Source organism: Arthrobacter sp. Soil762 (assembly GCF_001428335.1).
Classification (GTDB): domain Bacteria; phylum Actinomycetota; class Actinomycetes; order Actinomycetales; family Micrococcaceae; genus Arthrobacter.
In genome coordinates, this window is record NZ_LMSG01000001.1 from 49,777 (window position 1) to 75,664 (window position 25,888).

The 25,888-nt window shown below is 66.5% G+C and carries 22 protein-coding genes and 1 pseudogene; 11 read left to right on the forward strand and 12 right to left on the reverse strand.

Annotated features, from left to right (window positions below):
- Window positions 1-150: 150 nt before the first annotated feature.
- Window positions 151-780 carry a dihydrofolate reductase family protein gene (locus tag ASG77_RS00245; RefSeq protein WP_056339591.1) on the forward strand — a complete coding sequence of 210 codons (630 nt, stop codon included), beginning with the start codon at window positions 151-153 and terminating at the stop codon, window positions 778-780.
- Here ASG77_RS00245 and ASG77_RS00250 read toward each other — a convergent pair.
- Genes ASG77_RS00250 through ASG77_RS00275 form a run of 6 tightly spaced genes read right to left on the reverse strand, consistent with a single transcriptional unit; the run spans window position 755 to window position 7,214 of the window.
- Window positions 755-1,552 carry an HpcH/HpaI aldolase family protein gene (locus tag ASG77_RS00250; RefSeq protein WP_082575759.1) on the reverse strand — a complete coding sequence of 266 codons (798 nt, stop codon included), beginning with the start codon at window positions 1,550-1,552 and terminating at the stop codon, window positions 755-757. The two genes, ASG77_RS00245 and ASG77_RS00250, sit on opposite strands and share 26 nt — an antisense overlap.
- Window positions 1,537-2,322, reverse strand: a complete 786-nt coding sequence (gene hpaH / locus ASG77_RS00255; RefSeq protein WP_056339597.1) for a 2-oxo-hept-4-ene-1,7-dioate hydratase — start codon at window positions 2,320-2,322, stop codon at window positions 1,537-1,539. The genes ASG77_RS00250 and hpaH overlap by 16 nt, the downstream gene beginning before the upstream one ends.
- A 2-nt stretch (window positions 2,323-2,324) precedes the next feature.
- On the reverse strand, window positions 2,325-3,404 hold the full coding sequence (gene hpaD, locus ASG77_RS00260; RefSeq protein ID WP_056339600.1) for a 3,4-dihydroxyphenylacetate 2,3-dioxygenase: 1,080 nt from the start codon (window positions 3,402-3,404) through the stop codon (window positions 2,325-2,327).
- A 33-nt stretch (window positions 3,405-3,437) separates the two neighbouring features.
- Window positions 3,438-4,952, reverse strand: a complete 1,515-nt coding sequence (gene hpaE / locus ASG77_RS00265; protein ID WP_056339601.1) for a 5-carboxymethyl-2-hydroxymuconate semialdehyde dehydrogenase — start codon at window positions 4,950-4,952, stop codon at window positions 3,438-3,440.
- Between the two features lie 58 nt (window positions 4,953-5,010).
- A complete protein-coding gene (locus tag ASG77_RS00270; protein ID WP_056339604.1) occupies window positions 5,011-5,691 on the reverse strand; it encodes a GntR family transcriptional regulator in 681 nt (226 codons plus the stop codon).
- Window positions 5,688-7,214 carry a fumarylacetoacetate hydrolase family protein gene (locus tag ASG77_RS00275; protein WP_056339607.1) on the reverse strand — a complete coding sequence of 509 codons (1,527 nt, stop codon included), beginning with the start codon at window positions 7,212-7,214 and terminating at the stop codon, window positions 5,688-5,690. Before ASG77_RS00275 ends, ASG77_RS00270 begins: the two co-directional genes overlap by 4 nt.
- A gap of 210 nt (window positions 7,215-7,424) precedes the next feature.
- Here ASG77_RS00275 and ASG77_RS00280 point away from each other — a divergent pair, with 210 nt between their 5' ends.
- The 5 genes from ASG77_RS00280 to ASG77_RS00300 all read left to right on the forward strand — a co-directional run bounded on the left by ASG77_RS00280 (window position 7,425) and on the right by ASG77_RS00300 (window position 13,442).
- Entirely contained in the window at window positions 7,425-8,438 is a 1,014-nt protein-coding gene (locus tag ASG77_RS00280) for a LacI family DNA-binding transcriptional regulator (protein WP_056341455.1), read from the forward strand.
- 101 nt (window positions 8,439-8,539) lie between these two features.
- Window positions 8,540-10,264 (forward strand): ribulokinase, encoded by a 1,725-nt coding sequence (gene araB, locus ASG77_RS00285; RefSeq protein ID WP_056339611.1) that lies wholly within the window; start codon window positions 8,540-8,542, stop codon window positions 10,262-10,264.
- Window positions 10,261-10,965: an L-ribulose-5-phosphate 4-epimerase gene (locus ASG77_RS00290; RefSeq protein WP_056339614.1), complete on the forward strand. Its 705-nt coding sequence runs from the start codon at window positions 10,261-10,263 to the stop codon at window positions 10,963-10,965. Before araB ends, ASG77_RS00290 begins: the two co-directional genes overlap by 4 nt.
- A 57-nt stretch (window positions 10,966-11,022) precedes the next feature.
- Entirely contained in the window at window positions 11,023-12,543 is a 1,521-nt protein-coding gene (gene araA, locus ASG77_RS00295) for an L-arabinose isomerase (RefSeq protein ID WP_056339617.1), read from the forward strand.
- Window positions 12,540-13,442: an aldose 1-epimerase family protein gene (locus ASG77_RS00300; RefSeq protein ID WP_056339620.1), complete on the forward strand. Its 903-nt coding sequence runs from the start codon at window positions 12,540-12,542 to the stop codon at window positions 13,440-13,442. The genes araA and ASG77_RS00300 overlap by 4 nt, the downstream gene beginning before the upstream one ends.
- A gap of 116 nt (window positions 13,443-13,558) precedes the next feature.
- Here ASG77_RS00300 and ASG77_RS00305 read toward each other — a convergent pair whose 3' ends face one another.
- From ASG77_RS00305 to ASG77_RS00325, 5 genes are all read right to left on the reverse strand, one after another.
- Window positions 13,559-14,185 (reverse strand): RraA family protein, encoded by a 627-nt coding sequence (locus ASG77_RS00305; protein ID WP_056339623.1) that lies wholly within the window; start codon window positions 14,183-14,185, stop codon window positions 13,559-13,561.
- A complete protein-coding gene (locus ASG77_RS00310) occupies window positions 14,182-14,592 on the reverse strand; it encodes a RidA family protein (protein ID WP_235564218.1) in 411 nt (136 codons plus the stop codon). The genes ASG77_RS00305 and ASG77_RS00310 overlap by 4 nt, the downstream gene beginning before the upstream one ends.
- A complete protein-coding gene (locus ASG77_RS00315) occupies window positions 14,589-15,941 on the reverse strand; it encodes an MFS transporter (protein WP_156380146.1) in 1,353 nt (450 codons plus the stop codon). Before ASG77_RS00315 ends, ASG77_RS00310 begins: the two co-directional genes overlap by 4 nt.
- A 202-nt stretch (window positions 15,942-16,143) precedes the next feature.
- On the reverse strand, window positions 16,144-16,497 hold the full coding sequence (locus ASG77_RS00320) for a hypothetical protein (protein WP_056339626.1): 354 nt from the start codon (window positions 16,495-16,497) through the stop codon (window positions 16,144-16,146).
- Between the two features lie 100 nt (window positions 16,498-16,597).
- Window positions 16,598-17,782 carry a PucR family transcriptional regulator gene (locus ASG77_RS00325; RefSeq protein ID WP_056339627.1) on the reverse strand — a complete coding sequence of 395 codons (1,185 nt, stop codon included), beginning with the start codon at window positions 17,780-17,782 and terminating at the stop codon, window positions 16,598-16,600.
- A 158-nt stretch (window positions 17,783-17,940) separates the two neighbouring features.
- On the opposite strand from ASG77_RS00325, the gene ASG77_RS00330 reads away from it, so the two are divergent.
- The 5 genes from ASG77_RS00330 to ASG77_RS00350 are packed head-to-tail and all read left to right on the forward strand — an operon-like array spanning window position 17,941 to window position 25,357.
- Complete coding sequence (locus tag ASG77_RS00330) at window positions 17,941-19,275, forward strand: MFS transporter (RefSeq protein ID WP_056339628.1); 1,335 nt, start codon at window positions 17,941-17,943, stop codon at window positions 19,273-19,275.
- The gene (locus ASG77_RS00335; protein ID WP_056339629.1) at window positions 19,272-20,891 is read left to right on the forward strand and encodes a thiamine pyrophosphate-dependent enzyme; all 1,620 of its coding nucleotides are present in this window, start codon (window positions 19,272-19,274) and stop codon (window positions 20,889-20,891) included. Before ASG77_RS00330 ends, ASG77_RS00335 begins: the two co-directional genes overlap by 4 nt.
- A 12-nt stretch (window positions 20,892-20,903) precedes the next feature.
- On the forward strand, window positions 20,904-22,310 hold the full coding sequence (locus ASG77_RS00340) for a gamma-aminobutyraldehyde dehydrogenase (RefSeq protein ID WP_056339630.1): 1,407 nt from the start codon (window positions 20,904-20,906) through the stop codon (window positions 22,308-22,310).
- Window positions 22,311-22,325: 15 nt separating this feature from the next.
- Window positions 22,326-24,095 carry an amidohydrolase gene (locus ASG77_RS00345; protein WP_082575760.1) on the forward strand — a complete coding sequence of 590 codons (1,770 nt, stop codon included), beginning with the start codon at window positions 22,326-22,328 and terminating at the stop codon, window positions 24,093-24,095.
- Entirely contained in the window at window positions 24,092-25,357 is a 1,266-nt protein-coding gene (locus ASG77_RS00350) for a M20 family metallo-hydrolase (protein ID WP_056339631.1), read from the forward strand. The genes ASG77_RS00345 and ASG77_RS00350 overlap by 4 nt, the downstream gene beginning before the upstream one ends.
- 28 nt (window positions 25,358-25,385) lie before the next feature.
- Here the strand turns inward: ASG77_RS00350 and ASG77_RS20970 are convergent.
- A pseudogene (locus tag ASG77_RS20970) lies at window positions 25,386-25,855 on the reverse strand (phosphogluconate dehydrogenase C-terminal domain-containing protein); the annotation flags it as partial.
- Window positions 25,856-25,888 lie beyond the last annotated feature (33 nt).

Consider the following 25,888-nt stretch of genomic DNA (forward strand, 5'->3'; position numbering starts at 1 on the left):
AACTCCGGATGATACGTTCCGGGCCGGTTGGACCTGAGCCGACACTGCCCCCTTGAACGTCTGATCGCTGCAGGGCTAGCATTGCCCGCACGGGCGCCGATGCCCCACCAGTTCAGCTCGGTGCCGACGTCGATCAATCGAGGAGAGGCCATGGGCGAGACAACTGCAGAGGCGTCCTCAGCGGATCTGATGGTCGACCTGATCATCTCCCTGGATGGGTATGCCTCGGCCGAGGGGTGGCCAGGCTGGTGGGGTCTGGAGGGGCCCGAATACCTGACGTGGCTCGGGCAGGAAGGGGAGAAGAACTACACCTTCCTTATGGGGGCGAATACCTACCGGCTGATGTCCGGCATGTCAGAGGAGGCCGCGGCCGAGGACTCGGGATTCTCCGAGAATGAGGGGGCCAGCCTGACCGGCCTTGCCGCCGTGCCCAAGGTCATTTTCTCCTCCACCCTGCAGGCGCCCCTGACCTGGCCGAACTCGGAGCTGGTCACCGGCGACGCGGTCCAGGCCGTGGCGGAGCTGAAACGGACCAGGACCGGAACCCTGAGCACCCTGGGCAGCCTCAGTCTCTGCCGGTCGCTGCTGACCGCCGGCCTCGTGGACAGGTTCCGGTTGGTCGTCTTCCCGGTGATTACAGGCAGCACCGGCAGGGAACGGATCTACGACGGCTATCCGGACATCTCGCTCGAGATGGTGAACAGCCGGACCTTCGACGGTCGGCTACAGCTGCTCGAGTACATCCCCACCGTACTCAGCGGTCCGCCGGGTCGCGGGTAATGAACGCGGCGGCCAGCGACTCGGAGCCGCGGGCCAGGATGGCGACGTCGGCGCCCACCAGGACAAAGGCGGCGCCGGCCGTGAGGTAGCTGCGGGCGGTGTCCGGGTTGAACGCGTTCACCCCGGCCGGTTTCCCGGCCGCTTGTGCGGCGGCAAGGCAGTGTTCGACGGCGGCGCGCACCTTGGGGTGTTCCTGCTGTCCCAGCAGGCCCATGGAGGCGGCGAGGTCGGAGGGTCCCAGGAAGATGGCGTCCACACCGTCCACGGCCAGAATCTCCTCGACGGCCTCAACAGCCGCCGTCGATTCGATCTGGACGGTGAGGCTGATGGTTTCCGACGCCCGGGCGAGGTAGTCCGGGACACGGTTCCAGCGTGAGGCCCGGGCCAGGGCGGATCCCACGCCGCGGACGCCGTGCGGCGGGTAGCGGGTGGCGGCCACCGCAGCTTCCGCCTCCTGCACCGAGTTCACCATCGGGACCAGCAGGTTCTGCACTCCCAGGTCCAGGTACTGCTTAATCAGCACGGTGTCGTTGACCGGCGGCCGGACCAAGACTTGGACCGGGTAGCCGTTGACCGCCTGGAGCTGGGCCAGGATGGATTCGAGGCCGTTGGGGCTGTGTTCGGCGTCGATCAGGAGCCAGTCCAGGCCGGATCCGGCGCAGAGTTCGGCGATCAGCGGGCTGCCGGAACAGACCCACATTCCCGCGAGCGGGCGGCTCGCCGCCGCGAGGGCGTCCCGGAACGTCGCGCCCGGTTCTATTCGAAGCGGCATGTGATGGCCCCCAATGGTCCGTAGTCGGCGTGGATGGTGTCGCCCTTGTACACCCAGAGCGGGCGGGTGAAGGAGCCGGCGAGGATGATGTCCCCGGCGTTCATCCCGTCGCCGTGGGCGGCGATTTTGTTGGCGAGCCAGTGCACGCCGTTGGCGGGGTGGTCCAGGACGCCGGCGGCAACACCGGTTTCCTCCACGGTGTGGTTTTTGTAGAGGATGGCGGAGACCCAGCGGAGGTCCACGGCGTCGGGCTTGACCGGGTTGCCGCCGATCACCATGGCGCCCATCGCGGCGTTGTCCGCGATGGTGTCCACGATGGTCCGGCCCTCCATTTCGATCCGGGAGTCCAGGATTTCCAGGGCCGGGACCACGTAGTCCGTGGCGTCCAGGACGTCGAAGATGGTGCAGCCGGGTCCGGACAGGTCCTTCTTCAACACGAACGCCAGTTCAACTTCCACCCGGGGATGGGTGTACTGGTCCCATTCCACCGAGCAGCCGGATCCGAGTACCATGTCATCGAAGATGGCGCCGTAGTCCGGCTCGGTGATGCCGGTGGCGGACTGCATGGCCTTGGAGGTGAGGCCGATCTTGCGGCCCACCAGCTTGCGGCCGGCGTCCTCGTTGCGCCGCCGCCACAGCCGCTGCACGGCATAGGAGTCCTCCACCGTCATCTCCGGGTAGCGGGCCGTGAGGCGGGGGACCGGGGTGCGGGTCCGGGCGGCCGCCAGGAGTTCGTCGGCGATGGCCTCAATCGTCTTCGCGTCCAGCATGGCTAGAGCTGCGCCCCGAGCTTGAAGCCTTCCGCAGCACTTTCGGCGTCTTTGCGCGTGTAGGAGAAGCCGTCGGCGCCTACGGTGACCGCCATTTCGCTCTTTTCCTCACGGATGATGACGGGCTGCGGGTTGCCGTCGAGGTCCAGGACCAGGGAGGCTTCGGTGTACCAGGAGGGGACCACGGGGTTGCCCCACCAGTCGCGGCGCTGGTTGTCGTGGACGTCCCAGGTGACAACCGGGTTGTCCGGGTCGCCGGTGTAGTAGTCCTGGGTGTAGATCTCGATGCGGTGGCCGTCGGGGTCCAGGATGTAGAGGTAGAAGGCGTTGGAGACGCCGTGCCGGCCGGGGCCGCGTTCGATCCGGTCGCTGATGCGCAGGGCGCCCATCTTGTCGCAGATCTGGATGATGTTGTGCTTCTCGTGCGTGGCGAATGCGATGTGGTGCATGCGCGGGCCGTTGCCGCCGGTCAGGGCGGTGTCGTGCACGGTCTGCTTGCGGTGCATCCAGACGGCGTACGTGACGCCGTCGGAGTCCTGGATGTCCTCGGAGACGCGGAAGCCGAGGTCCTCAAGGTATTTGCGGCCGCGAGGCACGTCGGGGGTGACCTGGTTGAAGTGGTCCAGGCGGACCAGTTCGCCGGCGGAGTAGAGGTCGTAGCGCTGGGTGAGGCGTTCGACGTGTTCCACGTCGTAGAAGAACTCGTAGGGGAAGCCCAGTGGGTCCTCGACGCGGACGGAGTCGCCGACGCCCTTGGTGAAGCCGTCCTTGCGGCGTTCGGTGCGGCAGCCCAGTTCCTTGTAGTACGCCTCGGCGGCGTCAACTTCGGCGGGGGACTTCACCCGGTAGGAAAAAGCGGCGACGGCGGCGATGGGTCCCTTGCGGAGCACGAGGTTGTGGTGGATGAACTCCTCCAGGGAGCGCAGGTAGATGTTGTTTTCATCTTCCTCGGTCACGTGCAGGCCCAGGACGTCGACGTAGAACGCGCGGGACCTGGCAAGGTCTGTGACCACGATCTCCATGTAGGCGCAGCGGACGATGTCCGGAGCCGGGACGGTGGGGGTGCGGACAAAGTCGGTCATGGGATTCTCTCTTCTTTGAAAGGGCTTGGTGGCTCAGGCGCCGAATTTGGGTGTGTGAACGGTGCCGAGGCTGATGTGCACGGCCTGCTGGTCGGTGTAGAAATCGATGGAGCGGTAGCCGCCTTCGTGGCCCAGGCCCGAGGCTTTGACGCCGCCGAACGGTGTGCGGAGGTCGCGGACGTTGTGGCTGTTCAGCCACACCATCCCGGCTTCGACGTTCTGCGAGAAGTTGTGCGCGCGGGTCAGGTTCTGGGTCCAGATGTAGGCCGCCAGACCGTAGCGGGTGTTGTTCGCCAAAGCCAGCGCCTCGTCGTCGTTCTCGAAAGGGGTGATGGCGACGACGGGGCCGAAGATTTCCTCCTGGAAGATCCGCGCGTCGGGGGCGACGTCGGCGAACACGGTGGGTGCGATGTAGTTGCCTTCCGGAAGGTGTTCCGGGCGGCCGCCGCCAGCCAGGAGCCGGCCCTCGGATTTGCCGATCTCCACGTAGGAGGCCACCTTCGCGTAGTGCTCGGGGTGGACCAGGGCACCGACTTCGGTCTTGGGATCGTGCGGGTCTCCGACCACAATGTTTTTGGCGCGGGCGGCGTACTTTTCGCAGAACTCGTCGTAGATGGCGCGTTCGACGAGGATCCGGGAGCCGGCGGTGCAGCGTTCGCCGTTGAGGGAGAAGACCCCGAACAGGGCGGAATCGATCGCGGCGTCCAGGTCGGCGTCGGCAAACACCACGCACGGGGACTTCCCGCCCAGCTCCATGGACAGGCCCTTGAGGTTGGCGGCGGCGTTGCGGAAGATCGTCTGGCCCGTGGTGGTCTCGCCGGTGAAGGAGATCAGCGGGACGTCCGGGTGCTTGACCAGCGCGTCGCCCGCTTCCTCGCCCAGGCCGTTGACCAGGTTGAACACACCGTCCGGGAGGCCGGCGTCCTTGAAGATCTGTGCCCAGAGCGAGGCGGACAGGGGCGTGAATTCGGCCGGCTTCAGGACCACGGTGTTGCCGGTGGCCAACGCGGGGGCGAGCTTCCAGGACTCGAGCATAAACGGGGTGTTCCACGGGGTGATGAGCCCGGCGACGCCGATCGGCTTGCGGTTGACGTAGTTGATCTGCGCGCCGGGGACCTTCATGGCGTCGTCGAACTGGGCGACGATCAGGTCCGCGAAGAACCGGAAGTTTTCCGCCGCGCGCAGCGCCTGACCCTTGGCCTGCGTGATGGGCAGGCCCGTGTCGAAGGTTTCCAGTTCGGCGAGCCGTGCTTCCTGGGCCTCGACGGCGTCGGCGATCCTGTTCAGGACACGTGCGCGTTCCCGCGGCTTCATCCGTGGCCACGGGCCGTTGGTGAAGGCTTCGCGGGCGGCGGCCACGGCGAGGTCGATGTCCTCCTTCTGGCCGGCGGCGGCGGTGGCGTAGTTGGTATTGGAGACCGGGTCCAGGACGTCGAAGGTCTTCCCGCCCACGGAGTCAACGAACTCGCCGTTGATGTAGTGCTGGATGTGGGCGGGGAGGTCCTGCGGCACGTAATGGTTCGTGGTCTGTTCGGCGGTGAACGTCATTGTTGTCTTCCTAACTGATAGTGCAACGCGGGGTCACTTCTTGCCTACGCGGGGCCGTTTATCGGGTGTTTAGTGACCCCGCGTTGCTTTGGGCGAGGTACGCGTCCAGGGTGGCGGCGCGGTGCCGGCGGGCGGATTTCTCAATCTCTTCCGCGCCGGCGCCGGCCTCGATAAGCCGGAGCAGCGCTTCGTGCTCGTCCACCGATTCGTGGGCACGGCCTGGAACGAAGCGGAACGTCGAAGACCGCAGCGAGGCGAGCCGGTTCCAGCCCCGGTGCACCAGGTCCAGGATGTGCGGGTTGGGGCACTGCTCAAAGAGGATGCTGTGGAAGTCCTGGTTCAGCGCCGTGAAGCGGACGGGGTCGAAGTGCTGGAGGCATTCCCGCATGTCCTCGTTCACCGCCCGGGCGCGTGCAATGTCCGCCGGGCCAATCAGCGGCGCGGACAATGCGGTGGCGGCTCCTTCGACGATGCTCAGGGTCTGCATCGTGTAGAGGTACTCGGTGGGGTCGATCCCGGAGACCGTAGCGCCGATGTTCCGTTCGAACGTCACCAGTCCTTCGGCCTCCAGCCGGCGGATCGCTTCACGGACCGGGACGACACTGACGCCCAGATCCTTGGCGATGGCGGCCAGGACCAGCCGGTAGCCGGGGGAGTAGGTTCCGTCCACGATCCGTGCCTTGACGGCCGCGTAGGCCTGTTCGGACTTGCTGCCTGTCGCCATCAACGTCTCACTCATTGGCTTTGACCGCTTCCCATGGCTTCCCATTCCAAGTACCTGAGGCGCCAGGCGGCGTTCAGCGGGTAGAGGCCGTCCACGCTGTGGCCCTGTGCCACCATTTCCGCGATAAAGGTCTCCTCACGCTCCTGGATGATGGAGTCGTCCGCGAGCTCATCGGCCAAGGCCGGCGGGATCACCAGGATGCCGTCCGAGTCCGCCACGATGATGTCGCCGGGCTGCACGGTGGTGCCGCCGCAGGCGATGGTGATGTCGGTGTCCCACGGGATGTGCCGGCGCCCCAGCACCGCAGGGTGCGGATTGGCGTAGTAGGTGGGCATCTCCATCGCGGCCACGGCGGAGAAGTCGCGGACGCCCCCGTCGGTGATGATCGCCGCGGCTCCGCGGACCTGGGCTCGCAGGGCCAGGATGTCGCCGATAGTGCCGGTGCCCTTTTCGCCGCGGGCCTCCATGACCAGGATCTCGCCCTCGTTCACGGAATCGATGGCCTGCTTCTGGGCATTGAACCCGCCGCCATGGGTCTTGAACAGGTCCTCGCGGTTGGGCACATACCGCAGGGTCCGGGCCAGGCCCACAATCCGCTTCTCCGGGCGGGTGGAGGTCAGTCCGTCGATGCTGACGTTGTTTAGCCCGCGCTTGCGCAGCTGAGAGGACAGTGTGGCGGTGCAGACACTTTCCAGTTTCGCTTTCAGCTCCGCCGTCAGGACGTACTCGACGGCGGCGCCCGCCACCGGGCCACCCTCCAGGGGCGCCAAACCCGCCGCTGCCCGCGAACCGTACGCCTCCTCCCGCTGCACGTCGTCTGCCTTGGGCTGCGCACCAAAGTCAGCGAACGCCGTCGTGCCTTCCACCACCCGGGTGACCAGACGCCCCGTGGAGAGACTGGTGGATGCGCTGGCTTCAACGGTGCTGACTTCAACCTCGACGACGTCGCCCGGCTTGGCCACGGAGGCGCCGGCCGGGGTGCCGGTCAGGATGATGTCGCCCTCCTCGAGCGTCAGCAGCTGGGACAGGTCGGCGACGAGGCGGGCGAACGGGAAAAGCAGATCCGCGGTGGTGTCGTTCTGGACGAGTTCGCCGTTGTGCCAGGCACGGATCCGCAGTCTGGCGGGGTCCACGGCGTCCGCGGCGATCAGTCCCGGGCCGATTGGGGTGAAGCCGTCGCCGCCCTTGGACCGGAGGTTGGAACCCTTGTCCGCGTAGCGGAGGTCGTAGACGCCGAGGTCATTGCTCGCGGTCACCCATTCAACGTGGCTCCAGGCGTCCTCCAGCCCGACCCGCCGGGCGGGCTTGCCGATGACCAGGGCGATCTCGCCCTCAAAACCGAGGAGTTCACAGCCGGCCGGACGCTCCACCACGGAAGGGGCTGCTGCCGAACCGCACGCCAGAGAGGATGGTGGCTTCAGGAAGTAGGAAGGCTGCTCCGGCGTGCGGCCACGCTGGGCTGCCCGGCTGGGGTAATTGATGTGCACCGCGATGACCTTGCGGGCCGCTGCCAGGGTGTGCTCGGTGACCTGATCCAAGATTACTCCTCATCGAGTACGAAATCGTATACGAAGTAATATGGCAGATATCCCTTGCGACGTCAATGGTCGCGCATGGCAAAGATCTACCGTGCCGCGCTGGGCTCCGACCTCATGATGATCGGGGCTGCGGAGCTTGCTGCTTTCCGCATCGATCACGGCCATAGAATGTTGGACACCACCTTGTCCTCCCACCGAAGGGTCCCTCGCATGGGCAGCACCATTGACCGACGCCTCCCACGCCTGGAAGACGTGGCGGCGCGGGCCAACGTGTCCCACCAGACGGTCTCGCGTGTCATTAACAACCACCCCAACGTCAGCAGTGCCACCAGGGAAAGGGTGGAGGCGGCCATTGCCGAACTCGGCTACCGGCGCAACACCGCTGCCAGAAGCCTGGTCACCCGGCGTTCACAGACCATAGGTGTGCTCGCGGCCGAAATGGGGCAGTACGGCCCGGCCAACACCCTCCTCGGAGTCCAGCAGGCTGCCCGGGAGGCTGGTTACTTTGTGAGCATCGAGGCCATCAAGGAGGCTGGAGCGGGTGCCATCTCGGACGCCGTCCGCCATCTCACGGACCAGGGCGCGGACGGGATAATCGTCATTGTGCCCCACGACGGTACCGTTCAGGCGCTGGAGGGCTTGACTCTGGACGTTCCCGTGATCCTTGTGGGTGCCCCGGGCGGGGGGCTCTTCAGCGGAGCGTTGGTGGACCAGAAGCTTGGCGCGCGTCTGGCGGTCTCGCACCTGATCGACCTGGGCCACCGCCGGATCGGCCATGTTTCCGGACCCCAGGACTGGGTGGACGGCAGGTCACGCGCCGAGGGGTGGGGTGAACGGCTCCGGGAAGCGGGCCTGCCTGATGACCTTTTGATCGAGGGGGACTGGAGCGCCGGGAGCGGGTATCGGATCGGCCGGCAGCTTGCCGCTGAGCGCACGGTTACGGCCCTGTTTGTGGGAAATGACCAAATGGCCCTGGGCTTGCTGCGCGCCTTCAATGAAGCGGGGGTCCGTGTGCCCGACGACGTCTCCGTGGTGGGCTTCGACGACCAGCCAGAGTCGGGCTACTTCACGCCGCCGCTGACCACCGTTCGCCAGGATTTCGAGGAACTCGGCCGGCGCTGCATGAATGTCATGCTTAACGCCCTTGAGGGCGGCGCGGGTGCGGGCACCACCGTAGTGGAGCCGGAGCTGGTTGTCCGCAGCAGTACGTCCGCCCCCGCCTGATCCGTTCTGTTCTCCCATCGACCCGGCACTTGACGTCTCAATTGTTAGCGCTCACAATTGAATCAATCCGTGCTCACCGGACCAGCAATTTGGAGGACTTCATGGACGTCACAGTGGACGGCACAGACAACTACGTCATCGGCGTGGATTACGGAACGCTTTCCGGCCGGGCCGTGGTGGTCCGGGTGCGGGACGGCAAGGAGCTGGGCAGTGGGGTTTTTGACTACCCGCACGCCGTGGTCACCGATGCGCTGCCGGCGGACACAGCGGGCGTGCCGGCCGACGGCGCCGCCCGGCTTCCCGGCGAATGGGCGCTGCAGGTGCCCAACGACTACCGCGACGTCCTGCGCAACGCAGTTCCCGCCGCGATCGCGGACGCGGGCATTGACCCTGCCGCCGTCGTCGGGATTGCCACCGACTTCACCGCCTGCACCATGGTGCCGGTCAAGGCGGACGGCACCCCGCTCAATGAACTGCCCGGCTTTGCCAACCGGCCGCACGCCTATGTGAAGCTGTGGCGCCACCATGCCGCGCAGCCGCAGGCGGACCGGATCAACGAACTCGCTGCCGAACGCGGCGAAGCCTGGCTGCCCCGCTACGGCGGACTCATCTCCTCCGAATGGGAGTTCGCCAAGGGCCTGCAGCTGCTCGAAGAGGACCCGGACGCCTATGCCGCCATGGACCACTGGGTCGAAGCCGCCGACTGGATCGTCTGGCAGATCTGCGGCCAGTACGTCCGCAACGCCTGCACCGCCGGCTACAAGGGCATCTATCAGGACGGCCGCTACCCCTCCGCGGACTTCCTGGCCGCGCTGAACCCCGGGTTCAAGGACTTCGTCAGCACCAAACTGGAACACACCATCGGCCGGCTCGGCGACGCCGCCGGCTACCTCACCGCCGAGGCCGCCGCATGGACCGGCCTGCCGGAGGGCATCGCCGTGGCCGTGGGCAACGTGGACGCCCACGTCACGGCCCCGGCCGCAAAAGCCGTGGAGCCGGGGCAGCTGGTGGCCATCATGGGCACGTCCACCTGCCACGTTATGAACGGTTCGGAGCTTCGTGAGGTGCCGGGCATGTGCGGCGTGGTGGATGGCGGGATCGTGGACGGCCTCTGGGGCTACGAGGCCGGACAGTCCGGCGTCGGCGACATCTTCGGCTGGTTCACAAAGAACGGTGTCCCGCCGGAATACCACCGGGCGGCGGCCGCGGCAGGCCTGGGTATTCACGAATACCTCACCGACCTTGCCGCCCGCCAGGCCATCGGCGAGCACGGACTCATCGCCCTGGACTGGCACTCGGGCAACCGTTCGGTACTGGTGGACCACGAACTCTCCGGGGTGGTGGTGGGCCAGACCCTCGCCACAAAGCCCGAGGACACCTACCGGGCACTCCTGGAGGCCACGGCCTTCGGAACCCGCACCATCGTGGACGCGTTCCGCGATTCGGGCGTGCCCGTAAAGGAGTTCATCGTGGCCGGCGGGCTGCTCAAGAACAAGCTGCTCATGCAGATCTACGCGGATATCACCGGACTGCAGCTCTCCACCATCGGATCAACTCAGGGCCCGGCGCTGGGCTCCGCCATCCACGCTGCCGTGGCAGCCGGAAAGTACGCCGACATCCGCGAGGCCGCGGCGGCCATGGGCTCAGAACCCGGGGACGTCTACACGCCCATCGCCGAGAACGTGGCCGCCTATGAGGAGCTGTTCCAGGAATACCGCACGCTCCACGACTACTTCGGCAGGGGAGCCAATGACATGATGCACCGGCTCAAGGCCATCCAGCGCAATGCCACCAAAGCACTCGTTGCTGCTGGAGCCTCCGCATGAGCGCCGCGCTTTCAAACACGCTGGAAACGATCGCCCGGATCCGGCAGGAGGTCTCCGCCCTGCACGCCGAGCTCACCCGCTATGAGCTGGTGGTGTGGACGGCAGGGAATGTCTCCGCGCGCGTTCCAGGCCATGACCTGATGGTCATTAAGCCGTCCGGCGTCTCCTACGATGACCTCACGTCCGAACAGATGGTGGTCACCGACCTTTACGGGGTGGCCGTGGACGGCGATGCGGACGGCGAGTGGGGCAACCCGCCGCTGTCGCCGTCGTCGGACACCGCCGCACACGCCTATGTCTACCGGCACATGCCCGACGTCGGCGGCGTCGTGCACACGCACTCCACCTACGCCACGGCGTGGGCCGCCCGGGGCGAGTCGATCCCATGCGTGCTGACCATGATGGGCGATGAGTTCGGCGGTTCCATCCCGGTGGGTCCGTTCGCGCTGATCGGCGACGATTCGATCGGGCAGGGCATCGTGGAGACGCTGAAGAACTCCACCTCGCCCGCGGTCCTGATGCAGAACCACGGCCCGTTCACCATCGGCAAGGACGCCCGTTCAGCCGTGAAGGCCGCCGTGATGTGCGAGGAAGTGGCCCGCACTGTCCACGTCGCCCGCCAGCTCGGCGAACCCATCGCCATCGACCAGTCCCGGATCGACTCCCTCTACGCCCGCTACCAGAACGTCTACGGCCAATAACATCCGGCCGGCAGTGCCCGCCGTCGGCCCAGCCCCAAACTTTCCCAGGAGAAACCCATGAACAACGCCAACAGCACGTCCCTCGGCCACTACGAGGTCTGGTTCCTCACCGGCAGCCAGCACCTCTACGGCGAGGACGTCCTCAAGCAAGTCGCCGCCCAGTCACAGGAGATTGCCTCCGCGCTGAACGCCTCCTCCGACGTCCCGGTCAAGGTGGTCTGGAAGCCGGTCCTCACTGATTCGGACGCCATCCGCCGCACCGCGCTGGAAGCGAACTCGGACGATTCCGTGATCGGTGTGACGGCGTGGATGCACACGTTCAGCCCGGCCAAGATGTGGATCCAAGGCCTGGATCTGCTGCGCAAGCCGCTCCTGCACCTGCACACCCAGGCCAACGTGGAGCTGCCCTGGGCGGACATCGACTTCGACTTCATGAACCTCAACCAGGCCGCCCACGGCGACCGCGAATTCGGCTACATCCAGTCCCGCCTGGGCATTCCCCGCAAGACCGTGGTGGGCCACGTGTCCAACCCGGAAGTCTCGCGGCAGGTGGGCGTGTGGCAGCGGGCGTCGGCAGGCTGGGCCGCGGTCCGGATCCTGAAACTGACCCGTTTCGGTGACAACATGCGAAACGTGGCCGTCACCGAAGGGGACAAAACCGAAGCGGAGCTGCGCTTCGGCGTCTCCGTCAACACCTGGTCCGTCAACGAGCTCGCCGACGCCGTGCACGGCGCCGCAGAGTCCGACGTCGACACCCTGGTTGCGGAGTACGAGCGCCTCTACGAGGTTGTACCGGAGCTGAAGGCCGGGGGAGCCCGGCACGAGTCCCTGCGCTACAGTGCCCGGATCGAGCTGGGGCTGCGCAGCTTCCTTGAGGCCAACGGCTCCGCCGCGTTCACCACTTCCTTCGAAGACCTCGGCGAGCTGCGCCAGCTGCCCGGCATGGCCGTCCAGCGGCTCATGGCCGACGGCTACGGTTTCGGCGCCGAGGGCGACTGGAAGACCGCCATCCTGGTCCGCGCCGCCAAGGTGATGGGCGCAGGCCTGCCCGGCGGTGCCTCCCTGATGGAGGACTACACCTACCACCTCACCCCCGGCGCAGAGAAGATCCTGGGTGCGCACATGCTGGAGGTCTGCCCGTCCCTTACCGCTACAAAACCGCGCGTCGAGATCCACCCGCTCGGTATCGGCGGCAAGGAAGACCCGGTCCGGATGGTGTTCGACACCGACGCCGGCCCAGGTGTGGTGGTGGCGCTCTCGGACATGCGCGACCGCTTCCGTCTCGTGGCGAACGCCGTCGACGTTGTGGACCTCGACGAGCCGCTGCCCAACCTGCCGGTGGCCCGGGCCCTCTGGTCGCCGAAACCCGACTTCGCCACCTCGGCCGCCGCGTGGCTCACCGCAGGCGCCGCGCACCATACGGTACTGTCCACGCAGGTGGGTCTGGATGTATTCGAAGACTTCGCCGAGATTGCCAAGACCGAGCTCCTCACCATCGATGAAGGCACCACCATCAAGCAGTTCAAAAAGGAACTCAACTGGAACGCCGCCTACTACAAGCTGGCCGGCGGCCTGTGAACGGCCTCGACCTTCAGCTGGTCTCGGGGGACTACACCGCTGCAATTGTGCAGCGCGGTGGCGCCCTGCGGCGGCTGGCCTACCAGGGCCGGGACCTGGTGGTGCCGTTCGACGCAGATGCGCCCATCCCGGCCTACCGGGGGATCATCGCCGCGCCGTGGCCCAACCGGATAGCCGATGGCACCTACCGTTTTGCCGGCGTCGAGCACCAATTGCCGGTCAACGAACCGGAGCGGGGCACGTCCCTGCACGGGCTCGCCTTCGACCGTTTGTGGACGATTGAACGCAGCGGTGCCGACGCGCTGAGCCTGTCCTGTGAGATCGCCGGGGCCGCAGGGTATCCGTTCCACCTTCGGCTCCACCTCGACTACAAGGTGGACGACGCCGGGCTGCACACCACGGTCACGGCAAGCAACGTCGGCGACGAGGCGGCCCCTTACGGGGTTTGTCCGCACCCGTATCTGCTGGCCGGGCCTGCGCCGTTGGATGAGTGGACCGTCCGGATTCCTGCGGGGGTTTTCCTTGAGGTCACGCCCGACCGGCTGCTGCCGGTGGCCACGCGGACGGTGGCGGGCCATCAGTTCGACTTCCGGGCGGCGCGGGCAATCGGCGGCACACAGATCGACCACGCCTTCACCGACCTTGAGTTCGACGACGGCGGCCGCGCCCACCTGATCGCCAGGGACCCCGGCGGAACCGGAGTGGGCATGGCCTGGGACCGGGCATGCCCCTGGCTGCAGATACATACGGCAGACAAACCTGCCCCCGCAGCCAGCAGGCTGGGCCTGGCGGTTGAGCCGATGACATGTCCGCCGGACGCCTTCAACAGCGGCCAGGACCTCGTACAGCTGGAGCCGGGCAGCAGCCACCAGGCCGGCTGGAGCATCTTCGCCGCCTGATGCCGCGTGGTGGTGGCGTTGACACGCACAGAAGCGGCCGGCCCCGGCAAACTGCCGGGCCGGCCGCTTCAATGGACAAGCAGGTCAGTGCACAATCACGTCAGTGCATGCGCGGGTTAGTGCGCCAGCAGCGTCTCGAGCGGTTCTCCCGCCGCGATCCGTGCCAGCAGCTCCGGCTCGGCCGCATCGGAGTCGAGCGCCTGCTCCAGGACAGCTGGCGCTTCCTGCTGGGTCAGCACAATCACGCCGTTATCGTCGCCCAGCACCCAGTCGCCGGGGGCAACTTCCGCGCCCCCGCATGTCACGGGAACGTTGACCGCAGACTCCGTGCCGTGCAGGCGTTTGGTGGTGAGGCATGACGTGCCGCGGGCGAAGACCGGCAGGCCGGTGCTCCGCAGCTCCAGCAGGTCCGTTGCCACCCCGTCCACCACGATGCCGGCGGCGCCCTGGGCCTTGGCGGCTGCGGCCGTCACTGCGCCGACGGGGGCATGGCGGCGATCGCCGTCCATGTCCACCACGAGCACCGCTCCGGGGTACAGCTCCAGCATCGCCCGGTTCATGGCGATCGCGTCATAGCCGACGATCCGGACGGTGACCGCAGGCCCGGCCACCTTCACGCCGTCCAGCAGCGACTGGATGGCCGGGTCAACGAATCCGTCTTCGAGGAAATGCCCGATGGTGGGGTAGCTGACGGCCTCCAGGCCAGCCAGGACCTGCGTGCCTGCGAGGACCTTGCTGCTCACTGTCCCGCCTCAGCCAGGACCGCAACACATTCGATTTCCAGGGAGACTCCCCAGAGGCTGACACAGACGGACGTGCGTGCCGGCTTTGCGTCGCCGAAGAACTCCGCGTAGACGCGGTTGTACTCCTCCAGCTGCCCCGGGTCGGTGAGGTAGGTGTTGACTTTGACCACATGGGCCAGGCCGGATCCGGCGGCCTCCAGCACTGCGGTGAGGTTCCGGAGTGTCTGGCGGACCTGTTCCTCGAACGTTTCCGGCTGGTTGTCCAGCCCCGTGATGGCGGGGATCTGACCGGCCGTGAAGACGAACCCGTTGGCCACCACTGCCTGGGAGAAAGGCCCGACGGCGGCCGCCCCGCCGGGGATCTCAGCGATCCGCAGGATGGATCTGGCGGGGGAGGCTGCCGTCACTTCGCCGCCGCCTCAACGGGGGACTCGTCGACGGCGTCGATGTTGCCGTAGCGGGTTTCCGTCAGGATCACGAGCGCCGCGAGCGAGACCAGGGAGGCTCCCATGATGTACCAGGCGATGGACGAACTCTGGTGCGTGACGCCCAGGAGCCAGGTGGTGATGAACGGTGTCGCGGCGCTGCCCAGGAGTCCTGAGAGCATGTACGCGACCGACAGGCCCGAGTAGCGGACCTTTGAACCGAACAGCTCGGCCAGGAACGTGGCGATGGGGCCGTAGTTGGCGGCGAACGCGGTCATCATGGCCAGGTAGGCGACGAAGAGGAGCGCCACAGACTTGGTGTCCATCATCCAGAACATCGGGAAGGCAAGGGCTGCCTCGGCTGCGACACCCGCGAAAATGATGGGTTTACGGCCGTATTTGTCGGAGAGGCGTCCGAAGAACGGGATGAGGAAGAGGCACAGGGCGCACGCGGCGAGGACCACCCACAGCATCAGGCTCTCGGAGTGGCCGAGTTCCTTCTTGCCGTAGGAGACGCCGGACGCCACCAGGAGCGTGAACGTGCTGCCCGTAGAGAGGGTGGCAACGCCGCCCAGGATGACCTGCTTCCAGTACTTGGCCATGAGGGCCGCGAACGGCAGCTTGGCTTTGGCGCCGGCATCCTTGACCGCCTGGAATGAGGGGGTCTCTTCAATGTGGAGCCGGATGTAGATGCCCACGGCCACCAGGAGCGCGGAGGCGAGGAACGGGATGCGCCAGCCCCAGCTGAGCAGTGCCTCGGTGCTGACGCTTGAGGCGACGATCAGGAAGGCCACGTTGGCGATCAGTGTTCCGGCGGGCACTCCCACCTGGACCAGGGAACCGTAGAACCCGCGCTGTGAGGCGGGTGCATGTTCCACTGTCATCAGCACGGCCCCGCCCCACTCGCCGCCCAGGGCCAGGCCCTGGATGACGCGGAGGAAGAGGAGGAGCACCGGGGCCATGATGCCGATGCTGTTGTAGTCCGGCAGCAGTCCGATGGCGAACGTGGCGGCGCCCATGGTCAGGAGCGAGATCAGGAGCATGGACTTGCGTCCCAGCCTGTCCCCGAAGTGGCCGAAGATGATGGCACCCACCATGCGGGCGATGTAGGCCGAGGCGAACGTGCCGAATGCGAGCATGGTGCCCACCAGCGGGTCGAAGCTGGGGAAGAAGATTTTGTTGAAGACGAGCGCGGATGCTGTTCCGAAAACGAAGAGGTCGTACCACTCGACGGTGGTGCCGATGACGCTGGCGAGGGCGATCTTGCGCATTTTTGTGAGGTCCAGCCGTGCCGTAGCAGCGGCGGTGGTGGTATTTACCATGTTGGCCATCAGTTCTCCAGATGGGGTGCGGGGACGATTGTCCGGTGCAGGTAGTTACCAACTATTCTGTGTCATCCATCACAGTTCAATGGCAAAAAATCCACCAGAAAACGCCGATAAATGTGAGTTCACACAAAACACCCCTCAGGGCATTAACGGGCCGCTACGCGCAGGCCACCACCAGTCGGGTGGCCTGCGCCGGATCAGTGCGTCACACCTGGGCAGAAAGTTCGTGCCGGGTCAGGCTCAGGTACACCTTTCCGTCTTCGACCCGGTTGATGGCATCAGCAGCCGCATAGGAGTCGCTGGCCCAGAATCCGCGGGCATCGATTTTGATGTAGCCCGAATGGAACAACCGCCGGGCCATCAGCTCCGGTACTTTCGGTTCCCTGCCGAAGACAGCACTCAGCCCGAGGTTGATCAAATCCTGTTCGGAAGCCGTGGCGGCTTCTTCGAACACTTCTGCCTTAATGTTGGGCGGAACGATGCGCTCAACGGCACCGATATCATCGCCCGACGCATCCACAACGCGCATTCCCTTGGACACGGATTCCAAGACGTCCACGATCGTCCTCCTCCACTCAACTTCATTACGGCACCGTTGCGCCCCACGGTCAAGGGGATGTGGCTTGGGCAGGCGCTGCCAATAGTGGCGCTCGCAGACGTCAGGCCCACGCCACTACCAGCCTGGCAACCTGGGCGGGAACGGCGAGGTCGATCCCGGTCAGGTCCTGGAACCGGTTGAGCCGGTTGAGAATGGTGTTGCGGTGGCAGAAGAGGGCCTGGGCAGTGGTGGTGATGTTGCCTGTACACAGGAAATGGCGCACCGTCTCCTCCAGGCGTTCGCGTTCCCCGCCGCGGCACGGTGAGAGTGCCGCGTCCAGATCCGCCCACAGGTCCAGGCCGGCGTCCTGGAGCCGCTGCTTGGCCAGCCGGGCCCACGCCGCGGTGGCCGTCAGGGGTCCACGGTCCGATGGGTGGAGCAGCAGGGCCAGCCGCTCAGCGGTCCGGGCGGCCGACGGGAGGCCGCGCAGCCCGGAGAAGCTCTCCACATAGCCGCAGGGGATTCCGGCGATGCCGGCCGGGATGAACGGCCCCGCAGGTTGCCGTCCGCCGGCCGCTGGTTTACCCAATGCCCAGAAGACGTACGTGCTGCCGCCGAACTCGTGGACAAAAAGCCGTTGCGAGGACTGGGGGCCCTGGGCAAACGCGCGGAGTGTGGCGGCTGCCTCGCCGCTGGCGGCCACAATCGAATAGTGGGCGTCAGGATCGGTGACCAGGGCGGCGGATGCCTGGCTGATGGTGTCCGCCGAGAGTTCCGATTTGCTGAACAGCCGGGCGATGAATTCGCGCCGGATGTTGGATTCCTCCTGCGCCATGCGGACCCGTTCGGCCGAATAGCTCGAGTGTGTGTGCGCGGCGAATTCGTCCACCACCCGCCACACCCGGTCCACCCGGGACGTGAGCAGCGCCGCGTCCTGGGGCTCGGAGATCTGCAGCAGGTCCTCCCACAGGATGCTGAAATCAAGCCGGACAGCCGAGGTGAGGGCTTCGGGTGAGATTCCGGCGCGGGCCCTTTTCGCGCCCAGCTCCAACGAGAACCGCATCAGTGAGTCTTGGTCGCCGTTGCGTCCGGACCGCTGCAGTTCCTTGTCGCGGAGCCCGTCCACCAGCCGGTGGAACGTTTCGCGCGCCGTATCCCGTAGTTCCGCCATCTCCACGGTGCTGCCGGAGTATTCGGGAATCTCCTGCACCCTCGCCAAAAACAGCTCGGTCAGTTCGTCAACGCGGCCATGCAGCCGCTCCACCAACTCTCCCCAACGGGCGCCATAATCCTGATCATTGTGCATTTCCACATTCTAAGACCAATATCCCGTGGTGCATTGCTAGTTTTTTTGGGTGAACCTACTGGAAGAATGGAGTGAGGCCAACGGGTGAGCCACATCACGCGGCAAGCGGCGAAAAGGGCGTGTTCGCAGCACCCGGTCCGAAACTATCTGGAGTAATCATGGCAATCAACGACAGTACAGCGACGGGCGTGGACCAGCAGGTCCCGCGCATCGCGGATGAGAGTGTCACCCGCAAGGTGGCCGTGGCAGCCCTGGTTGGCACAGCCCTCGAGTGGTACGACTTCTTCCTGTTCACCACCGCCGCGGCACTGGTGTTCAATGCCCAGTACTTCGTTTCCGACGACCCATTTGTGGCCGCCATGAGCTCGTTCGCCACGCTCGCTGTCGGCTTCGTGGCGCGCCCCATCGGCGGCTTCATCTTCGGCTCGCTCGGGGACAAGGTGGGCCGGAAAAAGATCCTGATGGTCACCATCGTGGGGATCGGGGTTGTGACCGGCCTGATCGGGCTCCTGCCGAACTACATGACCATCGGCGTCGCAGCTCCCATCATCCTGGTGGCGCTGCGCATCCTACAGGGCCTGGCAGTAGGCGGCGAGTGGAGCGGTGCGGTGATTATCGCCGTCGAAAACGCCCCCGTTGCCAAACGTGCACGCTACGCGGCCCTGCCGCAGATCGGTTCCCCGATCGGCACCATCCTTTCCTCCGGCGGCTTCTTCGGAATGCTGTACCTGGTGGGCCAGACCAATTTTGACGCCTGGGGCTGGCGGATCCCGTTCGTGGCGGCCATCCCGCTGCTGGCCATCTCTCTCTGGATCCGCAGCCGCCTCAGTGAATCCCCCGAATTCGAAGCCCTCATGGAAGCCGGCGAGACCGAACATGCGCCCATCCGTGGTGTCCTGAAAAACAGCTGGCGGCAGATCCTGGTGGGCATGTGCTCGGCGCTGCTTGGTATCGGCGGCTTCTACCTCATCACCAGCTTTGTGGTCTTCTACGGCACCAAGGTCCTCAAGATGCCCTACGAAACCCTTTTATTGGGCTCGCTCCTCGCCGCGGTCTTCGAGATCTTCGTCCTCATCTGGGCCGGACGCATGGGCGAGAAGTACGGTGCCAGCAAGGTGATCCTTTGGGGCGGCGTCGCTTCCGCGCTTGTGGCCGTCCCGGTCTTCCTGGCCATTAACACCGCGAACCCGGTGCTGGTCATCGGCGCCATGATCATCGGCGTGGCCACTCTGTCCATTCCCTACGCCGTCTCGGGCACAGCCCTGACGGCCCTTTTCGCCACCCGTGTCCGCTACACCGGAGTAGCCATCACCTCCAATAGCGCCGGCGTTATTTCCGGTTTTATTCCACTCATCGCCACGGCCCTCGTGGCTGCCAGTGGCAACTCATTCTGGCCCGGGGCCATCATCCTGCTGGTCGTGTCGGTCCTGACCGCACTCTCAGGCCTGGTCCTGCCCGCCCTCAGTATCGAAGAAGAAGGTATGAAGCATTGAGCACAACAACCACCGCCGGCCACCTGATCGTGGCCCAGCTCGAACGTGCCGGCGTCAAGCGGGTCTACGGCGTCCCCGGCGAAAGCTTCCTGGATGTCCTGGACGGTCTGCACGGCTCCTCCATTGAAATCGTGGTGACCAGGCATGAAGGCGGCGCCGGATTCATGGCCCTCGCCGAGGGCCGGCTCACCGAGCTGCCCGGCGTGGCCATGGTGACCCGCGGCCCCGGTGCGGCCAACGCATTCATCGCCATCCACACCGCACACCAGGACGCCACCCCCATGATCCTCTTCGTGGGCCTCATCCCCGTGGCGGACCGCGGCCGCGAATCCTTCCAGGAATTCGACATCAACGCCTGGTTCGGCAGCACCGCCAAGAAAGTGGTAACGCTCGACGACGCCGCGTCCGCCGCCCGCGTCGTGGACGACGCCATCTTCACCGCAATGAGCGGACGCCCCGGACCGGTGGTGATCGGGCTTCCCGAAGACGTCCTGGTCCACGCGATTGAATCCGGGACTGTGGAACCGCGCAAGGTCTCCCGCCCGGCCCCGGCCGCGCCGGACCTGGCCGAACTGGAAGCCCGCCTCGCCGCCGCGAGCAAGCCCCTCATCGTGGTGGGCGGCGAAGGCTGGACCCAGGAATCCGGCGAAGCGCTGGCTGGCTGGGCTGCTCGTCACGGCGTCCCCGTCCTCGCGGATTTCCGCGCCTACGACGCAGTTCCGCACCACTCCGACGCCTACGCCGGCTTCCTCGGCTACGGCCGCAGCGACGCCAATGCGGCCCGGCTTGACGCGGTGGACCTGATTGTCTTCCTCGGCTGCGTCCGCGGCGACGTTCTCTCCGACGGCTATACCCGCGGCCTCGACGCCCACACCGTAGTGGTCAACGCAGACGCCGACCTCCTGGGCCACTTCGGCCGGATGGACCAGCACATCACCGCAGACGTCACCGCATTTTCCATGGCGCTGGCAGGCATGGATTCCGCCGTGCGGCCGGCCGCCGGCTGGTTCGCCGACGCCCGTGCCGACTACCTCAAGTTTTCCTCCGCCCAGCCCGACGGGGGGACGGGTGTGGACCTCGGCGTTGTGATGGAAATCCTCAAGCAGGAAATGGCCGACGACGCAGTCCTCACTTTCGGCGCCGGGAACCACGCCCTGTGGCCGGCCCGCTACCTGCAGCACAACAGCGCCAACTCCCTGGCGGCGCCCCGGAACGGCGCCATGGGCATGGGCATTCCGGCAGCGGTGGCCGCCTCGCTGGCCTACCCGGGCCGGCAGGTCATTTCGGTGGCCGGTGACGGCTGCTTCATGATGAACGGCCAGGAAATCGCCACTGCCATGGGCCACGGAGCGAAGTTCATCGTGCTGGTGGTGGACAACGGCATCTTTGCCACCATCCGCGAACACCAGGAAGCCCACTACCCGGGCCGCCCCTCCGGCACTCACATGACCAACCCGGACTTCGCTGCACTGGCCCGCTCTTACGGCGGCTACGGCGAGCGCATTGAGAAGGCGGAGGACTTCGCCGGTGCGTTCCGCCGCGCCGTCGAATCCGGTGTGCCCGCCGTGCTGCACCTGCCGCAGGATCCCACCACCCGTTCCCCCAAGAGCAACTGACTGGAGCCCCACGTGATCACGCTCAAGAACATCATCAACGGCCAGGCCGTTGACTCCCCGGCCAGCCTGCCCTTCTTCGACCCGGCAACGGGACTCCAGATCGGCACCGCCCCGGACAGCGACACGGCCGCCGTCGACCTCGCCTTCCAGGCCGCGCAGCAGGCATTCAAGAGCTACAAGCGCACAACGCCGGGCGAACGCCAGGCCATGCTGCTCAAGCTCGCAGACCTCATCGAAGCCAACGTGGACCGCCTGCTTGACGCCGAAGTGGCGTGCACCGGAAAGCCCCGTGCCGCGACCCGAGAGCTGGAGATCCTGCGGGGCGCCGACCAGCTGCGCTTCTTCGCCGGCGCCTGCCGGGTGGTATCCGGCACGGCGTCCACGGAGTACGTCGAGGGCTTCACTTCCTCCATCCGGCGGGAACCGCTGGGCGTGGTCGCACAGATCACCCCGTGGAACTATCCCTTCATGATGGCCATCTGGAAGATCGGCCCGGCCCTCGCCGCCGGCAACACCCTGGTCCTCAAACCGGCAGACACCACGCCGTGGTCCACCGTGGTGCTGGGCGAACTGGCCCAGGAAGTGTTTCCGGCCGGCGTCGTGAACATCGTCTGCGGCGGCCGCGACGCCGGTGCCGCCATGGTTGAGCACGAGATCCCGGAAATGGTCTCCATCACCGGATCCACCCGCGCCGGGGCACAGGTCATGTCCGCCGCGGCCAAAACGCTCAAGGACGTCCACCTCGAGCTCGGCGGCAAGGCACCCGCGATCGTCTTCGCGGACGTGGATATCGCCCGGACCGCACAGGAGATCGCGCTGAGCGCCTTCTTCAACGCAGGCCAGGACTGCACCGCTGTCACCCGCGTGCTGGTGGAACAGTCCATCCACACCGAGTTCGCCGCGGCGCTCGGAGCCGCGGCGGCCGCACTCAGTGTAGGCGGCGACGACGCGGACCTCGGCCCGCTGAACAGTGCCGCCCAGCTTGAGCGCGTGGAGGGCTTTATGACCCGCCTACCGGCCAACGCCACCGTCATTTCCGGCGGCAAGCGCACCGGCACCGGCTACTACTTCGAGCCCACCGTGATCGACGGCGTCTTCCAGAGCGACGAGGTGGTGTGCGACGAGATCTTCGGTCCCGTGCTCACCGTGCAGCCCTTCGCCACGGAGGAAGAGGCCATCGAGCTGGCCAACGGCACCAAATACGCGCTGGCTTCCAGCGTCTGGTCCGAGAACCATGGCGTGGTCACCCGGGTATCCATGGAGCTGGATTTCGGCGCAGTCTGGATCAACTGCCACCAGGTGATCCCGGCCGAGGCGCCGCACGGCGGCTTCAAGCAGTCCGGCACCGGCAAGGACCTCTCCGTCTTCGGCCTGGAGGACTACACCCGCATCAAGTCCGTCACCACCTCACACCGGTAGGCCAGGCATCCGATCATGAAACTCGACCTCCTGCTGCGCAACGCGGACATCATCACGATGGACGCGGACCGTCCGCGCGCCACCGCGCTGGGGGTGTGGCAGGGACGCATCGTGGGCTTTGACGGCGACCTCGACGGGCTGGCCGCGGCCGAGGTCCGGGACCTGGACGGCGCCACAGTGACGCCGGGCTTCATCGACGCCCACTGCCACACCGCCTGGTTCGGCCTCGGCCTGGCGGAACTGGACGTGTCCGGTGCCCGCGGGCTGCACCAGCTGTACGCGCTGCTGGAAGCGGAAACAGCCGTGGACCCCGGAGCGGCCGGGTCCGGCGACGGCGGTGGCTGGCTGATGGCCACCGGCTTCAGCCAGCACCACCACGGCGGGGCTTTCCCCGACATCGCGGTGCTGGACCGGATCACGGGCGGCCGTCCGCTGTTCATCCGGCACAACTCCGGGCATATGGCGGTGGTCAACACCGCCGCGCTGCGGCTGGCAGGTGCGCAATCGCCGTCGTTCCCGGATCCCGACGGCGGCGTGATAGTCCGCGACGCCGGCGGCAGGCCCACAGGCCTCCTCCAGGAAACGGCGCAACAGCTGATCCAGGAGCTCATCCTGCCGTACTCCCTCGGCGCCCTGGAAGATGCGCTGGACCGCGCCACCCTGCACTATGCCTCGGAGGGCATCACCAGTTTTACGGAAGCGGGCATCGGCGGCGGCTGGATCGGCCATAGCCCCGTTGAATTCGCGGCATACCAGCGCGCCCTCGCCAACGGCAGGCTGCATGCCCGGGCGCAGGTCATGCCGGTGCTGGACGTCCTTCATCCCCTTGAGGGGCACAGTTCGGGGACTGCCGGGGTTCCCGGGACTGCCGGGGTTCCCGGGCCGGAAGGCCTGGACCTGGGCATGGCGAGCGGTTTCGGCAACGATTTCCTCTCCCTCGGGCCCGCCAAGGTTTTCCTCGACGGCTCGCTGCTGGGGGAGACAGCGGCCGTCAGCCAGGATTTCTGCAGCCACGGCCAGCGTGACAACACGGGCAACCGGGGCTACTTCCAGGCCGATCCGGACCAGCTCAGGGACAGGATTCAGGCCGCCTACGCCGCTGGCTGGGCCATCGCCGCCCATGCCATCGGCGACCGTGCGGTGGACCTTGCCATTGGCATCCTGGCGGACTGCACGGCCAAATACGGCCACAGAGCGCTGCCGAACCGGATCGAACACGCCTCCATGGTCAGGCCCGACCAGCTGGCCGCCCTGGCAGCGGCAGGCATCGCCGTGACCCCGCAGGCAAGCTTCTTCCGGGACGGCGGCGACGGCATGACGGAGTCCCTCGGCACCGCGCGGCTGGGCTGGGCCTACCGTGCGGCGACGTTCCTGGCGGCCGGCGTGACGCTGGCCGGCAGCTCGGACCGGCCCGTGGCCGACGGCAACGTACTCAAGGGAATGCAGGCCTTTGTGGATCGCCGGATGGCCTCGGGCGGCGTGTTCGGCAATCCGGACGAACGGCTCACCCCGTTCCAGGCCCTCGCCGCCTACACCACCGGGGCGGCCGCAGCCACCGGCGCTTCGGCCACTAAGGGGTCATTGACACCCGGCAAACTGGCGGACTTCACCATCCTGTCCGGATCGCCCTTGACCACCGGCAACATTGCGGACCTCCGGGTCCTGGGCACCGCCGTCGGCGGCTCCTTCACTTACCAGACGGATGCACCGCCAGCCGTGCCAACGATTCACCATCCACTGACTACTACCGTTCAGACCACCACCGTTCATAGGGGAACATCATGACCACAACACCCACCTTCACCGCCCCCGACGCCGCCTTCGTTGAAGACTTCCGCGTTATGAGCCAGTTCGGCGCCACCGAAAACGGCGGTGTGGACCGCCAGGCGGCTACCGCCGCGGACGGCGAGCAGCGCCGCTGGCTGACTGGCCTGCTGGAGGCCCGCGGGTTCACCGTGAAGTTCGACCGCGCCGGCAACCAGTGGGGCCTCTTCGAGGCCGTCCCGGGGGCACCGTTTGTCGTAGTGGGTTCGCACATGGATTCGCAGCCGACGGCGGGCCGCTACGACGGCGCGTTCGGCGTCCTGGCGGCGGCGCACGCAGCGTTCCGGCTGGTGGAGAACTGGGCCGCCGGCGGCGGCGCTTCCGGGAAGCCGAAGTTCAACATCGCCGTGGTGAACTGGTTCAACGAGGAAGGTTCCCGCTTCAAGCCGTCCATGATGGGCTCCTCCGTCTACACTGGGAAGCTCGCCCTTGAAACAGCCCTCAACACCACGGACACCCAGGGGATCAGTGTCCGAGAGGCGCTGGACGGGGTTGGCTGTCGGGGGGACTACGGCGGACCTACGGCCGCTTACTGCGCCGAAATCCACATCGAGCAGGGCCGCAGCATGGAGCGCGATGGCATCACCATCGGCCTGGTGCAGTCCAGCTGGGCGGCCAACAAGTACGAGTTTGTGGTCCACGGCGAACAGGCCCACACCGGCTCCACCGTGATCGCGGACAGCAAGGACGCCCTCCTCGGCGCCGCCATGCTGGTGGTGGCCGCCCGCGAACTGGCAGACAGGTTCCCCGGCGTGCTGCACACCTCGGTGGGTGAGCTGACCGTCTACCCCAACTCGCCGGTGGTGGTCCCGTCCAGGGTCAACCTCCTGCTGGACCTGCGCAGCGCGGACGAGTCCGTCCTGGCCGAGGCCGATGCGCTGCTCCACGAACGGATCCCCGCGATTGAACGCGCCGCCAACATCAGCGTGGAACGGAACCACTCACACTCCTGGCCGGTCACCCGGTACCAGACCGAAGGCGTGGAGCTCGCCGCCAAGGTGGCCGCGGACCTGGGCCTGTCCAGCAAGCAGGTCATGACCCTAGCCGGGCACGATTCAATCAACATGAAGGACCTGGTGCCCACCGTCATGCTGTTCGTCCCGAGCGTGGACGGAATCTCCCACAACGAACACGAATACACCACGGACCAGGACATCGTGGCCGGACTCGCCATGCTCACCGAGGTAGTCAACCGTCTCTGCAACGGGGTCCTGGAGGACTAGGTCATGAAACACAGCTAGCCCGGTGCGCGGCAACTTCCTCGGGAACGCCGGCGGTGTGGACGGTCTCGTAAAGTGCCTCGTTGAGCAGGGTGCCGATCATGCACGCGACGGTTTCCACGAGAGTGGGCTCGAGGATGGTGAGCTACCTGACGGTCACCCAGTGCATGTCGATGACGGGGGCGTAGATGGTGCGGATGACGGCCTCGGCCGCCTCGCGGGTGTCCGCCGGGGCGTCCTCGTCGATCGCGGCAACCACGTTCTGAGGGCGCCCTCGCCGCCGAAGGTGTCGGCCCTGTGTTCCTTGGTGGTGCGCTCCAGGAATACGGACGGGTGGCACGGGTGCGCAACGGCCTGGACGACGTCGTCGCGCTTTGCCAGCAGGCCGGCGTAGGCGGCAGCGGGGTCCAGGGTGAGCAGGATCGCGCCGGCGTTCTTGACTGCCTCGTCAGTGGAGGTGATTTCGCGGCCTTCGGCCTGGATGCGTTCTGCTGTGCTGGGTCGACTGGTTTTCGAGGCGGATGGTCTCCGCCT

Coding starts and splice junctions, on each gene's coding strand:
- hpaE (WP_056339601.1), bottom strand. CDS start 4,952: ATGACGTTCACCGCCGAACAGACCACGAACCATTACGTGCCGCAGGAC.
- ASG77_RS00325 (WP_056339627.1), bottom strand. CDS start 17,782: ATGCACAATGATCAGGATTATGGCGCCCGTTGGGGAGAGTTGGTGGAG.
- ASG77_RS00245 (WP_056339591.1), top strand. CDS start 151: ATGGGCGAGACAACTGCAGAGGCGTCCTCAGCGGATCTGATGGTCGAC.
- ASG77_RS00250 (WP_082575759.1), bottom strand. CDS start 1,552: ATGCCGCTTCGAATAGAACCGGGCGCGACGTTCCGGGACGCCCTCGCG.
- araB (WP_056339611.1), top strand. CDS start 8,540: ATGGACGTCACAGTGGACGGCACAGACAACTACGTCATCGGCGTGGAT.
- ASG77_RS00315 (WP_156380146.1), bottom strand. CDS start 15,941: ATGGCCAACATGGTAAATACCACCACCGCCGCTGCTACGGCACGGCTG.
- ASG77_RS00280 (WP_056341455.1), top strand. CDS start 7,425: ATGGGCAGCACCATTGACCGACGCCTCCCACGCCTGGAAGACGTGGCG.
- ASG77_RS00330 (WP_056339628.1), top strand. CDS start 17,941: ATGGCAATCAACGACAGTACAGCGACGGGCGTGGACCAGCAGGTCCCG.
- hpaH (WP_056339597.1), bottom strand. CDS start 2,322: ATGCTGGACGCGAAGACGATTGAGGCCATCGCCGACGAACTCCTGGCG.
- araA (WP_056339617.1), top strand. CDS start 11,023: ATGAACAACGCCAACAGCACGTCCCTCGGCCACTACGAGGTCTGGTTC.
- ASG77_RS00350 (WP_056339631.1), top strand. CDS start 24,092: ATGACCACAACACCCACCTTCACCGCCCCCGACGCCGCCTTCGTTGAA.
- ASG77_RS00290 (WP_056339614.1), top strand. CDS start 10,261: ATGAGCGCCGCGCTTTCAAACACGCTGGAAACGATCGCCCGGATCCGG.
- ASG77_RS00270 (WP_056339604.1), bottom strand. CDS start 5,691: ATGAGTGAGACGTTGATGGCGACAGGCAGCAAGTCCGAACAGGCCTAC.
- ASG77_RS00345 (WP_082575760.1), top strand. CDS start 22,326: ATGAAACTCGACCTCCTGCTGCGCAACGCGGACATCATCACGATGGAC.
- hpaD (WP_056339600.1), bottom strand. CDS start 3,404: ATGACCGACTTTGTCCGCACCCCCACCGTCCCGGCTCCGGACATCGTC.